The 13,614-nt window shown below is 64.8% G+C and carries 11 protein-coding genes; 5 read left to right on the top strand and 6 right to left on the bottom strand.

Going from position 1 to position 13,614, the window contains the following annotated elements:
* The first annotated feature begins 163 nt into the window (after positions 1-163).
* The gene (locus tag AXW67_RS31080) at positions 164-1,882 is read left to right on the top strand and encodes a phospholipase C (protein WP_063680990.1); all 1,719 of its coding nucleotides are present in this window, start codon (positions 164-166) and stop codon (positions 1,880-1,882) included.
* A gap of 13 nt (positions 1,883-1,895) precedes the next feature.
* Positions 1,896-3,239, top strand: a complete 1,344-nt coding sequence (locus AXW67_RS31075) for a cytochrome-c peroxidase (RefSeq protein ID WP_063680989.1) — start codon at positions 1,896-1,898, stop codon at positions 3,237-3,239.
* Positions 3,240-3,324: 85 nt separating this feature from the next.
* On the opposite strand, the gene AXW67_RS31070 is transcribed toward AXW67_RS31075, so the two are convergent.
* The 4 genes from AXW67_RS31070 to AXW67_RS31055 all read right to left on the bottom strand — a co-directional run bounded on the left by AXW67_RS31070 (position 3,325) and on the right by AXW67_RS31055 (position 7,665).
* Positions 3,325-4,308 (bottom strand): NAD-dependent epimerase/dehydratase family protein, encoded by a 984-nt coding sequence (locus AXW67_RS31070; protein ID WP_063680988.1) that lies wholly within the window; start codon positions 4,306-4,308, stop codon positions 3,325-3,327.
* A gap of 121 nt (positions 4,309-4,429) precedes the next feature.
* A complete protein-coding gene (locus AXW67_RS31065; protein ID WP_063680987.1) occupies positions 4,430-5,503 on the bottom strand; it encodes a hypothetical protein in 1,074 nt (357 codons plus the stop codon).
* Positions 5,504-5,599: 96 nt separating this feature from the next.
* Positions 5,600-7,093, bottom strand: a complete 1,494-nt coding sequence (locus AXW67_RS31060; RefSeq protein WP_063680986.1) for a flavin-containing monooxygenase — start codon at positions 7,091-7,093, stop codon at positions 5,600-5,602.
* 122 nt (positions 7,094-7,215) lie between these two features.
* Positions 7,216-7,665: a cupin domain-containing protein gene (locus AXW67_RS31055; RefSeq protein WP_027556789.1), complete on the bottom strand. Its 450-nt coding sequence runs from the start codon at positions 7,663-7,665 to the stop codon at positions 7,216-7,218.
* A gap of 199 nt (positions 7,666-7,864) precedes the next feature.
* Between AXW67_RS31055 and AXW67_RS31050 the strand changes: the two genes are divergently transcribed.
* On the top strand, positions 7,865-8,890 hold the full coding sequence (locus AXW67_RS31050) for an AraC family transcriptional regulator (protein WP_063680985.1): 1,026 nt from the start codon (positions 7,865-7,867) through the stop codon (positions 8,888-8,890).
* A gap of 10 nt (positions 8,891-8,900) precedes the next feature.
* On the opposite strand, the gene AXW67_RS31045 is transcribed toward AXW67_RS31050, so the two are convergent.
* Positions 8,901-10,787 (bottom strand): ATP-binding protein, encoded by a 1,887-nt coding sequence (locus AXW67_RS31045; protein WP_063680984.1) that lies wholly within the window; start codon positions 10,785-10,787, stop codon positions 8,901-8,903.
* Between the two features lie 833 nt (positions 10,788-11,620).
* On the opposite strand from AXW67_RS31045, the gene AXW67_RS31035 reads away from it, so the two are divergent.
* The gene (locus AXW67_RS31035) at positions 11,621-12,145 is read left to right on the top strand and encodes a DUF305 domain-containing protein (protein WP_063680982.1); all 525 of its coding nucleotides are present in this window, start codon (positions 11,621-11,623) and stop codon (positions 12,143-12,145) included.
* A 7-nt stretch (positions 12,146-12,152) separates the two neighbouring features.
* Here the strand turns inward: AXW67_RS31035 and AXW67_RS31030 are convergent, their stop codons facing one another.
* Entirely contained in the window at positions 12,153-12,434 is a 282-nt protein-coding gene (locus AXW67_RS31030; protein WP_063675745.1) for a LexA family protein, read from the bottom strand.
* A 38-nt stretch (positions 12,435-12,472) separates the two neighbouring features.
* Here AXW67_RS31030 and AXW67_RS31025 point away from each other — a divergent pair, with 38 nt between their 5' ends.
* Positions 12,473-13,603 carry an IS630 family transposase gene (locus AXW67_RS31025; protein ID WP_063675747.1) on the top strand — a complete coding sequence of 377 codons (1,131 nt, stop codon included), beginning with the start codon at positions 12,473-12,475 and terminating at the stop codon, positions 13,601-13,603.
* The last annotated feature ends 11 nt before the right edge of the window (positions 13,604-13,614 follow it).

The raw sequence follows: 13,614 nt of genomic DNA, 5'->3' as shown, positions 1-13,614 counted from the left end.
TGTCATCTCTTGATCATGTGGCGCGCCGTCTCATGACGCGCCCGTAAAAAAATTTGTCTGCGCTAGTGCGCAAAGTGTCTCACGCGTCAAACTGACACAGCTCTGTCATTGCTCGTCGTTAGCGTTCCCGACGTCGGCTTCATTCCTTCGGGGCAAAACAGCGATGAAATCCAAACTTCTTTCAACGGCTGCGGTTTTCGCAGCCGCGACGACACTTGCGTGCAGCATTCCGGTCCTCGCGGACGATTTCGGTCGCGATCAAGATCGCGGACACGATCAGGATCGCCACCGCCATCCGCACAACATTCATACGGAAACACCGATCAAGCATCTCGTGATCGTCTTCAACGAGAACCGCTCGTTCGACCACTATTTCGCGACCTATCCGAATGCGGCCAATCCGTCGGGCTCGATCCCCTTCGTGCCGAAGCCGCATACGCCGAAGGTGAACAACCTCGCCAACGCCAACCTGTTGGTGAATAACCCGAACCTCAACGAGGCCAACGGCAACGGTGCGACCGACCCGTTCCGCCTCGACCGCACTCAGGCCAACACGCGCTCGCAGAACCACGCCTACACGCCCGAGCAGGAGGCCGTCGACAACGGCAAGGAAGACCTGTTCCCGAAGTTCACCGGCCGCGGCACCGCCGGCGGCGCCGGCGCCTTCGGTACCAACGGTCAGGTGATGGGCTATTTCGACGGCAACACCGTCACCGCCTTCTGGCATTACGCTCAGCATTTTGCCATGAGCGACAATGCCTGGACCGACACCTTTGGTCCGTCGACGCCCGGCATGCTCGAGGTGATCGCCGGCCAGACCAACGGTGCGAAGAACATCGTCGGCACGTCCACGCAGACCGTTCCCGATGGCCAGGGCGGCCTGACCCTGATCGGCGACACCGATCCGGGCATCGATACCTGCTCGAGCACGACCAGCACGATCCTGATGGACGGCAAGAACATCGGCGACCTGCTCAATGCCGAGCACATCAGCTGGGGCGGCTTCATGGGCGGTTTCGACCTGACGCTCAAGAATGACAACGGCACCACAGGCTGCGGCCGCAGCACCTTCTCGAGCACCGTGAATGGCACCACCGCGGACTACATTCCGCACCACGCCTGGTTCCAGTACTACAAGTCGACCGCCAACCCGACCCATGCGCGGCCGAGCTCGGTGCAGGCGATCGGCCATACCTATGCGATGGACCGCAAGACGGTCGATCCGGCCAACCACAACTACGATCTCGAGGATTTCTACGCAGCGGTGAAGGCCGGCAATCTCCCGGCCGTCTCCTACATCAAGCTGCCGGCCTTCCAGGATGGCCACGCCGGCTACTCCGATCCGCTCGACGAGCAGGTGGGAACGGTCGAGTTGATCAACTTCCTGCAGAAGCAGCCGGAGTGGCGCGAGACCGCCGTCATCATCACCTATGACGACTCCGACGGCTGGTACGATCACCAGTACGTTGCGCCGAAGAGCGCCTCCTACGATCCGACCGCCGATCAGGTCAACGGTCCGGGGCTCTGCGGTCTCGGCGCCGACAAGCAGCCTCAGCCGAAGGGGCTGAACGGCAAGCCCGTGAACGGCCGCTGCGGTCCGGGCACGCGCATTCCCTTCATCGTGGTCTCGCCCTTCGCCAAGAACAACCACGTGAGCAGCACCTACATTTCGCAGGCTTCCGTGGTGCGGTTCATCGAGGACAACTGGCTGCGCGGCGAGCGTCTCGGCGGCGGCTCGTTCGACGCCAGCGCCGGCTCGATCATGGACCTGTTCGACTTCGATCAGGACCATGGCCGCGACCTCCGCGCGGATATGCTGTTCCTCGATCCGGCCTCCGGCACGCCGATCGTCAGCCCGCCGGACGAGCATCACCACCACTAGGACCATTGGTCATATGAACAGCCGCACTTTGTGGCTTCTCGGCGCCGGCCTGCTCGCTCTGGCCGGCGCCGTCTTTGCCGTCGAGACGCAAGGACTTGCAGAGGCGAGCCTGGCGGGCGCGAACCCGAATCCGGTTCATCTCAGGCATCCGCCCACGGCTCCGCTCTCGGCGATGGCGCAGCTCGGCAAGGACATCTTCTACGACGCATCGCTCTCGTCGTCCGGCGCGTTGTCATGCGCATCGTGCCACAGCCCGGATCACGCTTACGGACCGCCCAATGACGGGCCGGTCATGCTCGGTGGCGCCACCTTGGGGCGCCAGGGCGCCCGCGCGGTGCCGTCGCTGACCTATCTCGAGCGTCACCCGAATTTCAGCATCGGCCCCGACAAGGGCGATGACGACAACATCATCGACCTCGCGCAGATGGCCGCGCTCGGCGCGCAGAGCGCACGCGCGACGAAAACCGCAGGCGGCACAGGAGCGGCGGCGAATATCGTGCCGCAAGGCGGGCTGTTCTGGGACGGCCGCGCCGACACGTTGCAGGAGCAGGCGCTGTTTCCGCTGCTCGATCCCAACGAGATGGATGGCGGCAGCGTCGAAGTGGTCGCAGGCAAGCTGCGCCGCGCGCCCTACGTCCAGCGCTTCGTCGAGCTGTTCGGGGCCCGCGTCCTCGACAATCAGCGGCTGCTGGTGGCGGAAGCGATGTTCGCCGTCGCCCGCTATCAGGTCGAAGAAGTGAGCTTTCATCCCTACAGCAGCAAGTATGACCACTGGCTCGAGGGCAAGGCGCGGCTCAGCGAGAGCGAGCTGCGCGGCCTGCAACTCTTCAACAATCCGGACAAGGCCAATTGCGCCGGCTGCCACACTTCGGCGCCGACCCGCGACGGGCTGCCGCCGCTCTTCACTGATCACCAATACGAGGCGCTTGGCGCGCCGCGCAACGCCGCGCTCGAGGGCAATCGCGATCCCGGCCATTTCGACCTCGGCGTCTGCGGCCCGCAGCGCACCGACGTCGCCGAGCAGACGCAATATTGCGGCATGTTCCTGACGCCGACGCTGCGCAATACCGCAACCCGCCACGCCTTCTTCCACAACGGCGTCTTCCGCAGCCTGAAGGACGTGCTCGATTTCTATAACTTTCGCGATACCAATCCGAAAAAGGTCTTCCCGAGCTCCGCCGACGGCACCGTGCAGAAATACGACGACCTGCCGGCGAAGTATCACGCCAATGTCGATGTCAGCGATCCGCCCTTCGATCGCCATCTCGGCGACAAGCCGGCGATGACGGAGCAGGACGAGGAAGACATCATCGCCTTCCTGAAGACGTTGACGGACGGCTACAAGGCGCAGAATTAGAGCATGATCCGGAAAAGTGTGCAGTGCTTTTCCGGAAAGATCATGCTCAAACAACAAGCTAAAGCGCGATGACTTTCATCGCGCTTTAAGTCGCTCTGGCTGCGTGCCATGCGGCGAGCACGGCCTGCTCTTCATCAGCGCTGAGGCCGACGACCGGCCCATGGCTGGTGCGAAGCCAGTCAAGCGTGTCGCGCGCAGTGACCGCGAGCGGCCGCGACGTCAGGCCGGCATCGCGCGCCGGCGAGGTGTCGCGCGTCATGAAGCCGGCGAAGTCGGGCAGAGGAAGCCACAGCGGCAGCGATCGTGGGCCCGCCCAACGTTTGACGTCGTGCGCTTCGAGGAATGTGCGGTCGACCCAGGTGAAGATGCTGGATGACCCCACCGCGGATGCGCAAGCGGCCAGCAGTTCACCGCGGGTGAGGATCGGTCCAATTCCGTCATAGGTGCCGGTCTGGCGGACCGCCGCCGCATGCACGATCCATTGCGCGAGATCGCGCACGTCGACGAACTGAACGGCATCGTCCGGCGTTCCCGGCGCGAGCACCTCGCCGCCGCGGGCGAGCCGTGCCGGCCAATAGGCGAACCGTCCCGTCGGATCCTCCGGCCCGGCGATGAGGCCCGCCCGGCAAATGAAGGCATCGTCGCCGACGGCCTTCTCGCAGGCGACCTTGGCGGCACCATAGGTGGCCTCGGTGCTTTGCTCGACGTCATGCGCGGCGGGCTCGCGCAGCGGCGCCGTGTCGGCGCGCTGCCCCGGCGTGCGGTTGTCCGCATAGACGCTGACGGTGGAGACGAAAGTCCAGTGCACCGCCGGCCGCTTCAACGCCGCGACCGCGCGGCGGACTTGGCCCGGATGCCGCGAGACATCGACCACGGCGTCGAAGTCTTCGCCGGTCAGCGGCGCAAGACCGTCCGCCACATCGCGATCGATCCGAACGAAGCGGGCGCCCGCCGCGATCGGCCCCGCAAGCCCGCGCGACGCGCAGGTGACGTCATGGCCGGCGGCGCAGGCATGGGCGGCGATTGCGCGGCCGAGAAACTGGCTGCCGCCGAGAATAAGCAAGCGCATGAGACTTCCCGTTAGGCTGGCAGCATCTGATGCTCCCAAGACCGCGCCTCGAGAGTTCGGATCACGATCATGCAATTTCCGGTGGCAGATGTCGAATCGGCTCGCTGTGGCCTGTCGATCCTTACCGCGCCTTGATCTCCGCGTATTTCGCCATCGCGCGCTCGAACTTCCGGTTGAACAGCCACATCGCGCCGAGGATATCGCGGAAGCTTGCCGACGTTCGCGCTCTGTCGGCCTGTCCGAAGGCGAAGATGCTGTTGTTGCGCAGATGTCTCATGACCGTGGCATCGGACACCCTGTAGTCCAGCAGGTTGCCCGACCTCAGCGCCGACCGCGTCGGCGTCGGGACGATCTGGATCAGCTCGAACAGCTTCATCTGGTCGATCGGATCCGGCAGCACCTTCACGATCGCGGGGATCTCCGCGAAGAGCTCCGCATGCGCGTTCATGAGCCCGTCGCGCACGTTGGTCCAGTGATTGAAGCGGTGATCGGTGCCGCGGGCCCGCGCCTCTTGCTTGTCATCGCGCGCGCTCAAGTCGGGATCGGCCGCCGCGATCGCCGGCTTGATGGCCTCCCATTTCCTGCGGCCGTTGCGGTCTTCGGACGGACCCGTCTGCAGGCTGCCCATGTAGGTGTTCGAGCGCCCATTGCGGACATTTTGCTTGCCGTTGGTCTCCGCAAAGAACAGCCCCAGGCTGATGCGGCCGGCGGCGTCAGCTTGCGCCGGCGACAGTCCCTTGGCCCGCGCGATCGCAACGGCGAGATCGACGACATCCTTGAACGGCGTCGCCGAGCTCTGCGCGTCGGCCGGCGGCGCCTCCATGATGTCGAACAGCCGCCCATATTCGTCGACCAGCGGCTCGATCTCGGCGTCGAAATAGGCCGGCGGAATCTCGAACTTGTTGGGCTTGCCGATCCTGGACGGGACAGCGTCCGTGAGATTCTTGTAGCTGCTGATTACGGCGACACGCGCGAGATAGAGCGCCTGTCCCGGCAGGTTCGGCAGCGGCTGCTTCGCCTCGATCTGGCCGCGCCGCTCGGCGAGGACTGCTTTGAAACTTGCGAGCGCACGATCATAGGCGGCGAGCGCATCCGATTGCTTGGCGGTCAACGCGGCCTGCTGTCCAATAGCGGGCGCCGCGAAGAGAAAGGCAAGAGCCGCCAACGCTGCGGCGGCAAGACATCTCGGTCCCATGGCGGGTTCCCCAGGGCTTGTCGATTCGATGGCCCAAGGGATCGTAAGCATCAGACACGAGGGCTGGCGAGATGCAAAATCCCCATCAGCCGCAATTCACGCCACTGCCCGGTAATCCGGCGCCGAGGCGAGGTACCTCGCATAGGCATCCGCGTCCGGTGGCAGGAAGCGTTCGGCGAGGCCGCTGCGCTTGTGCTCCTTCGCGCCGATGTCGGCGATCAGTTCGTCGAAATGACGATAGTGATAGGGCGCGACGCAGAGACCGCCATAGACGCCCGCGGCCGGCCGCTCGACGCGCTTGAAGTGCAGCATCATCTCGATGTTGTCGCGCATCTGCTCAGCCGTCGGCTGGCGCGCAAGCTGCCCGTCGGCGTAGCGGACCAGCCAGTTGGCGGCGAGGTCGGCGCAGAGCACGGTGCAGAACGACGAGTTGAAGCCGACGAAGCCGAGCTCCGGCAGATCGGGATTGGCGATCAGGCGATAGAGCCGGTACTGCCCGTCCGCATCGACCAGCTTCTCCTGATACGCGGCGGGCAGGAACGGCACGCCGAGCTTGTAGCCGATCGCGAGCACCGCGACATCGGCCGGCACGCGTTCGCCGCCGCTCATCACGATGGTGTCGCCTTCATAATGATCGAAGCTGCCGAACACGGCCTTGATGCGGCCGTCGGCCACCATCGGATAGAAACCGGGTGTTGCGATCGGCACCGAGCAGTTGACGCCGTCCTCGATGCGCTCCTTCGGCACCATCCCGCATGCCTTGAGCTTGAGCTGCGCCTTCAACAGGCTTTCCAGCCCGCGCCAGTTCGCCCAGACCATGGGCGCGGCGAGACGATGGGCGAGGCGGGCCATCGCGCTCGCGCCCCAGCCCGGAAACATCTGCTCCTGCGCGCGGACGTAGAGGATGCGCTTGAAGTTGACGAGCCCGCCGATGAAATAGGGGATGCGCCAGACCGCCTCGCGCATCACGATGGTCACGTCGCGCGCGCCGGCCTTCACGGCATTCACCGCGATGTCGGTCGCCGATTTCGATCCGCCGAGCACGACGACGCGGCGTCCCTTCGCGAGCTGCGGGTCATTGTATTTCGACGAATGCAGGATCTGTCCGCCCTGGTCCAGGAAGCTGCCTTCGCCGCGACAGTGCAGCTCGCGCGGCTCGTTGAACTGCCCGGTGCAGATTGCGACGAAGTCGAAATCCTCTTTCGTGGTCGCGCCATCCTTGCCGGTCAGCGCGAGGGTCCAGCCCGGCTTGCCGTCGGCGCGCCGCGCCATGCCGGCGACGGCCGTGTTGAGCCGCAGCATGCGGTCGGTGCCAAAGCTCCTCGCGTAGTCGGTGAGATAGGCATGGACTTGCGGTCCGGTCGGCCATTCCGGATAGGCTTCCGGCATGGCGCGGTCGGTGTAGCGATAGAGCTCCTTCGGGCTCTGGGTCTGCACCTCCGGGTAGGAGCGCGCCGGCTCCCAGACGCCACCGAGATCGCCGCTGCGCTCGATGATGGTGACGCGGTGGCCGCGGGTGGAGAACGCCTTTGCGGCGGCAAGGCCGGAGACGCCGGCGCCGATTACGCAGACATGCTTGGGGCTGACCATGGGACTGCTCGCATATCGGGTTTGCTTTCAGGTGTTCCTTGAGGCGCAAGTCCACGTTCGGCGCGCAATGCGCGGCCGGGTGGACCTGCCGTCAAACGAAAAGAGACGCCGGGGCCGGCTACCTAGTCGTTGGCCTCGGGCGGCAGGAAGTCGACCTCGTGCTGGGCCGAGATGCGAACGACCTCGGCGGGGTCGGTCAGATTGTGAAGCTGATTGAACAGCGCCTCCAGCTTCTGCATCGGCGAGACCCAGAACAGCGCGCGGCACGGCTTGTCCGACTTGTTGAAATAGCCGTGCGGGATGCCGCGCGGCATGCGCACGAGGTCGCCGGCCTTGGCCTTGACCCACTGGCCGTCAAGCTTGAGGTCGAGCACGCCCTCCTGCACCAGGATGAACTCGTCCTGGGTCGGATGGATGTGCACCGGCACGAACTGGCCGGGCTCGCTGTTGGTCTCGAACGCGAAGGTGGAGTCGGTGATGGCCTTGGGGAAATAGAGCTGGCCCAGTATGTTCCAGCTCTTGCCGCCATAGCCCGTGCCGTTCGCAGTAATGCCCTTTTCGAGTGCAGTCATGGCTCGCCTCCTCATGGATTCCGGCGGGGGTGGAGCTTCGGCCACGCGCATCCCGCTGTCTATCCGCTAAACGAATCCGGGCATGGCATCGGACTTGGCTGCTGCCGTGCAGCACGACGATTTTGCGACACGGCTCTTTCGGGCGGCCGGGAACTATTATAGGCTTAAAACAATTCCGTGACGGGAAGCGTGGTCGCTGATGTCCGCAGCCGAGCTGGAAATGAGCGCGTGCCGGTCCGGTGCCGAAAGGCTCGCGGCGTTCGCCCGCGTCAGCACGGCCGATGTCGACGAGGCGGCCGAGCAGGTCGGGCGCATTTTCTGTCCGCATGATCTCAAGCCGATGCAGGCGCGGGCGTCCGGCTTCTCGGCGCGACACAATTGCGCGGTCTTCGACGGCTTCTCGATCAGCTATGTCAGCTATGGTGGATCGGTCACAATCGATCCCGGCTGCCTCGAACGCTTCTTCCTGGTTCAGATTCCCTTGCAGGGTACGGCCCGGATACGCGTCGGCGCCGGCGAGATCGCGACCGCGCCGGGACGGGCGGCCTCGCTGTTGTCGCCGACGATCCCGACCCGGATGGTGTGGACCGACTGCGCGCAGGCGATCCTGCTGCTCGACCGCCGCATGGTCGAGCAACGCGCTGCGGCGCTGTCTGGCCGGGCGGCCGCGGCTGTCGAATTCGACTCGGTCATCGACCTCTGCGCACCGGCAGCACATGGCCTCGAGATGAAGGTCGAGGCGTTGATGACGCTGGCCGAACGTCTCGGACCATCCGGCAGGATTTCGCCGGTCGCGATGGCCGACTGGCGCGAGACGCTGCTCGACCGACTTCTCAATCGCCATCGGCATGACCTGTCCGATGCGATCGCGACGTTCTCGGGTCAGGCCGAACGCCTGCCGCGCGCGCTTCGCGCGGCGCGGGACTATCTTGCGGACAATGCCACCGAGCCGCTCGAGCTTGCGCAGCTCGCTTGCGTGTCCGGCATCGGCATCCGCGCGCTGCAGCTCGGCTTCCGCCGGCATTTCGGCCTGTCGATCTCGGAGATGCTGCGCGACATCCGCCTCGCTCATCTCCACGCTCGCCTGTCGCAAGCTGCGCCCGATGCCTCCATCACCGACATCGCCTTCGATCTCGGCTTCACGCATCTGAGCCGCATGGCCGGCGTCTACCGCGCAAAATTCGGCGAGACGCCCTCGGCGACGCTGAGGCGGAGGATGAGCTAGCGGGGAAGGCCTACTTTCGCGATCGCGTCGTGCCGATCTCGTCGGACGTCTGCTTGCGCAGGAAGCGATCAACCTCGGGCTGGACCGAGTAGGGCAGCGGGATCGGATCGCCGACGGAATCGACGGCGGTGTCGAGGCAGCGGCGCAGCATGCGCGCGAGCTCGGCCTTGCGGTAGGGCTTGGTCAGAAGCGGCGCGCCATGCCCGGCGCGTCCCGGCGCATGCAGCGAGTCGTAGGCGTATCCCGAGGTGAGCAGGACCCGCAATGACGGCCGCGCGGCGACCAGACGTTCGGCGAGCTCCTGTCCATTCATGCCGCCGGCCATCACGATGTCGGTGAACAGGAGGTCGAAGGGCGTGCCTTCGGCGGCAATGGCGAGGGCCTCGGCCGCATTGGCGGCGGTGATGACCTTGTAGCCGAGACTCCTGAGCTGAAGCGTCATGTAATTGCGGACGTCGTGGTCGTCCTCGACGCAGAGAACGGTCTCGTGCCCGCCGACCATCCTGTGCGCGCTGTCGCCCGTCGCGCGGTGCGCGCCGGTCTCCGCCTTCGGCAAATAGATCCTGAAAGTCGTGCCCCGGCCCTCCTCGGAGAAGACCTTGATGCCGCCGCCGGACTGCTTGACGAAACCGAACACCATGCTGAGCCCGAGCCCGGTGCCTTTTCCAACCTCCTTCGTCGAAAAGAACGGATCAAAAATCCTGCCGAGGTTGGATTGCGGAATGCCGGTGCCGGTGTCGGTGATGGCGATTTCGACATAGTCGCCGGCATAGCCGACGCCGGCCGCCGCAGCGTCACGCACCCCGAACACGACGTTGCTCGTCGTGATCGTGAGCTTGCCGCCGCCCGCCATCGCGTCGCGGGCATTGAGCGCGAGGTTGAGGAGCGCCGAGCTCAATTGCCCCTTGTCGACGAGCGCCGGCCAGACCTCGTGATCGAGCTTGATCGCTATCTCGATCGTCTTGTCGAAAGTCGCGAGCAGGAGTCTCGCCACCTCCTCGATCAGCTCGTTGACGTCGATCTCGCTCGGCAGCAGCGATTGCTTTCTTGCGAACGAAAGCAGGCTCGAGGTCAGCGCGGCTCCGCGGTCGGCCGCTTCGCTGATCAGCTTGGTGATGGTCGACAGATGCGGATCGTTCTTCACGGCCTCGGCGAGGATCTCGATCGTGCCCGTGATGACGGTGAGCATGTTGTTGAACTCGTGCGCGATGCCGCCGGTGAGCTGGCCGACCGCCTCCATCTTCTGCGCCTGGATCAGCTGCTCCTCGGCGGCGCGCTTGCGGGTGACGTCCCGCGCGAAGGTGTTGACGATGTAGCGCCCGTCGAGGCGCAGGCCGGTGCTGGACGCCTCGACCAGGATCTCGTCGCCGTTCCTGTGGACCATGACCACTTCGAAGCGCATGCCGCCAGGGGCCTCCGACAATTCGGACATGCGCCGCTTCACGCGCAACCTGAACGCATCGCGGAGCGGCTCGGCAATGACGAGGTCGACCACGTCGCGTCCGACCGCCTCCGCGCGCGTCCACCCCGACAGTGCTTCGGCCTGCGGGCTCCACGACACCAAGATACCGTTTTCATCGGTCTGGACGAAGGCGTCGAGCGCGGTTGCGATCACCGCTTGCGTTTGTCGTTCGCTTTCCGCGTGTGCGCGACGTGCCTCTGTGTCGCCGGCCATTTGCCATTCGGCGAGCTTCTTCTGCCGGCTCTCGATCCGGCGCGCGCAGTACAGCGCAAGCAGGAGCGCGATGATGCCGCTTGCGAGCAGCGCGATGAGCTGAGCGGGGCCGAACGCTTGCGGTTCGGCCGTGCGAGGCAAGGCATAGGACGCCAGCAGCGCCGCGGCGGTCACCACAGCCTGCAAGGCCATCGCGAGCGTCAGAACGCCCCTGAGTTTCATTAGCCCAATACCAAGCTCCGGCCGCGGGAGCGGCCGCCCCGCCGACGCAATGTAGCTACAGGCTCAGCTCACCGCCGTCGATGGTCAATCTTCGGCGCTGCCAGGCTGACACGGGGCGGCGCCTTCTGCAGGATCATAGCGCGCACGCGGCGCAGCGAAATCCGGGAATGCGCGGATTGCGCGGGGGCTTGTCATCGGCGGTGCCGAAGGCGCGGCTCCCGCGGCCAGCGTCGGCGCATCTGCATCGCTCGCCCGTAGGCGCTCGGCCGATCACGCGCCTCCCGAACGACTTCACCATCTCGTCAACAGCGGGTGTGCATGCCGGCAACGCTGACGTTCATGTGATCGGATTTCCCGGCGATGCTTAGTGTTTGTAACGCCTGCACTTTTTGCACCCGCGCCCCCGCCCTCCGGAATTTCTGGTCATCCCGACGGAATAGGACGTGGCCCCGGCACGTCTCCCCTTCAAGCAACGCGCTTCGGTGTTGCCAGAGGACGGAGAATCGAAATGACCGTTGGAAAATCACGATGTGCTGTTCTGGTCTTCACGACGCTGGCCCTTGGCGCCAGTGTGCTTTCCGCGCCCGCCGCTGTCGCGGCTACCCCCAGAGATGTCCATGCCAGGGCCGCGGAGCGATCGCAGATCCACAGATCGGCCCCGATTTTTGCGCCGCACGCGTTCAGGCCGCAACCTCAAAACCCGGCCGATGATCCGTTCTCATCCCTGCTGCTGGGATGACCACGATCGGAGCCGGCGAAAATCTCGAAGCCGCGACGGAATAACAGGCGTTGCGAGACGTCCATCCCTCCATGCAACACCCGCGGAGTTCAGAATGCACAGGTCAAATTTTCGCAAGCTCGCGACGGCGCTCGCCGTTCGGCGACCTGGTCTCGCCACAGCCGCATTCGGCGCACGGCTGCTCGTGGCCTTTGCTGTTCCGTCGCTGCTTCTTGCTCACGAAAGCCATCCGGCCGGCCGGCCCGCGGCGCTCAACGCCGATGAGAGCGCGTTCCTCAAGGAGAACGATGCGGCGATGACCAAGATGATGAACGACATGGCGGCGAAGCCGACCGGCGACATCGATCGCGATTTCGTCGCGATGATGACCCCGCATCATCAGGGCGCCATCGACATGGCCGTGATCGAGCTGCGCTACGGCAAGAACGAACAGCTTCGGCGTATCGCGCAGGAGATCATCGTCGACCAGATGCAGGAGATTGCCGCCATGAAGCTTGCGATCGGCGAGCCCGCGACCGATACCACGCCGGCGAAGACCCAGCCGCAGCTCACTCCCCCGCCGGCGCACGATCACCATTCGGGCATGCCAATGAACATGTCCGCCGGAACGAAGCACTAGTGGTTCATCACAGTGATTTTGACGTTTTGATACCGAGCCATCCGAGGATAGGCAACTTTTCGGGTGGCAAGAGGATCTCGATGCTTCGAGCGACGCCGGGCTGGCGACGAATGAACCCGTTGCGTTCGAGGGTGAGGATCATCTGGTGGACTGACGGCGGGCTGACGCGGAAATGCCGCTGGATGTCGGCCTCGGCGGGCGGCTGTCCGAACATGTACGAGTAGGTATGGATGAAAGCGAGATAGTGTCCCTGCTTCTCGGTGAAGTGCGCGCCTGATTTTTGACTCATAGCTGGATTCGTCCCGGCCTCCGACAAGGAGGCGAAGCATGAATGTACGTTATCGGGTCGAATTGAGCCAAGCCGAGCGGGACGAACTGACGGCAATGCTCGGCGGCGGCACGCATTCCGCCCGCAAACTCAAACGGGCTCAGATTGTGCTGGCGGCCGATTCAGGCAGCTGCGACGCGGAGATTGCCCGAACCGTCCGGGTCAGCCTTTCCACCGTCGGCCGGACCAAACGCCGTTTCGTAGAAGGCAATCTGGAGCGGGCCTTGAGTGAGGAGCCGCGTCCGGGCGCGGAACGCAAGCTGACAGGCAAGGAAGAGGCCCTGCTGGTGGCGACGGCATGCGCCAAGCCGCCCGCCGGCCGCAAACGCTGGACGCTGACATTGCTGGCCGACGCGATGGTCAAGCTCACCGATCACGCCAGCCTGTCGGGCGAGACCGTGCGCCGCCGGCTGGCCGACAACGACCTCAAGCCGTGGCGCCGGGATATGTGGTGCATTCCTCATGTCGACGGCGAATACGTCGCCCGGATGGAGGATGTGCTCGATCTCTACGCCGAGGCGCCGGATCCCGAGCGGCCCCTGGTTTGCTTCGACGAGACCCCAGTCCAGCTGATCGGCGAGGTACGCCAGCCGATCCCTGCCCAACCGGGACAGCGCGAGCGCTACGATTACGAATATCGCCGCAACGGTACCGTCAATCTCTTCGTCACCTTCGATCCGCATCGCGGCTGGCGCAATGTCAAGGTTACAGACCACCGCGCCGCGGTCGACTACGCGCACTGCATGCGCGAACTCGTCGACGTCCACTATCCCAATGCCGCCTGCATCCGTGTGGTGCAGGACAATCTGTCGATTCATACGGCCGGCGCGCTATATCAGGCATTTGCGCCTGCCGAGGCCCGTCGCATCCTGCGCCGCCTCGAGTTCCACTACACCCCGAAACACGCCAGCTGGCTCAATATGGTCGAGTGCGAGATCAGCGTGCTGCAGCGCCAGTGTCTCGGCCGTCGCATCGACGATCCCAAAAGGCTTCGAAAAGAAATCGCAGCATGGCAACGGCAGCGAAACAAGGCGCGAGACCGCATCAAATGGATGTTCACAACCGACAAAGCCCGCGCCAAACTCGGTCGCGCCTATCCAGTTGCCGCCAAAGAGTCAAAACCACTGTGATGAACCACTAG

Origin of the sequence: Bradyrhizobium neotropicale (genome assembly GCF_001641695.1) — a bacterium.
GTDB lineage: Bacteria > Pseudomonadota > Alphaproteobacteria > Rhizobiales > Xanthobacteraceae > Bradyrhizobium > Bradyrhizobium neotropicale.
This window is presented reverse-complemented; position numbering and strand designations above follow the sequence as displayed.

What these genes read in the sequence shown, in the direction of transcription:
- AXW67_RS31080 (WP_063680990.1), top strand. Translation starts at nt 164, where the DNA reads ATGAAATCCAAACTTCTTTCAACGGCTGCGGTTTTCGCAGCCGCGACG.
- AXW67_RS31075 (WP_063680989.1), top strand. Translation starts at nt 1,896, where the DNA reads ATGAACAGCCGCACTTTGTGGCTTCTCGGCGCCGGCCTGCTCGCTCTG.
- AXW67_RS31070 (WP_063680988.1), bottom strand. Translation starts at nt 4,308, where the DNA reads ATGCGCTTGCTTATTCTCGGCGGCAGCCAGTTTCTCGGCCGCGCAATC.
- AXW67_RS31065 (WP_063680987.1), bottom strand. Translation starts at nt 5,503, where the DNA reads ATGGGACCGAGATGTCTTGCCGCCGCAGCGTTGGCGGCTCTTGCCTTT.
- AXW67_RS31060 (WP_063680986.1), bottom strand. Translation starts at nt 7,093, where the DNA reads ATGGTCAGCCCCAAGCATGTCTGCGTAATCGGCGCCGGCGTCTCCGGC.
- AXW67_RS31055 (WP_027556789.1), bottom strand. Translation starts at nt 7,665, where the DNA reads ATGACTGCACTCGAAAAGGGCATTACTGCGAACGGCACGGGCTATGGC.
- AXW67_RS31050 (WP_063680985.1), top strand. Translation starts at nt 7,865, where the DNA reads ATGTCCGCAGCCGAGCTGGAAATGAGCGCGTGCCGGTCCGGTGCCGAA.
- AXW67_RS31045 (WP_063680984.1), bottom strand. Translation starts at nt 10,787, where the DNA reads ATGAAACTCAGGGGCGTTCTGACGCTCGCGATGGCCTTGCAGGCTGTG.
- AXW67_RS31035 (WP_063680982.1), top strand. Translation starts at nt 11,621, where the DNA reads ATGCACAGGTCAAATTTTCGCAAGCTCGCGACGGCGCTCGCCGTTCGG.
- AXW67_RS31030 (WP_063675745.1), bottom strand. Translation starts at nt 12,434, where the DNA reads ATGAGTCAAAAATCAGGCGCGCACTTCACCGAGAAGCAGGGACACTAT.
- AXW67_RS31025 (WP_063675747.1), top strand. Translation starts at nt 12,473, where the DNA reads ATGAATGTACGTTATCGGGTCGAATTGAGCCAAGCCGAGCGGGACGAA.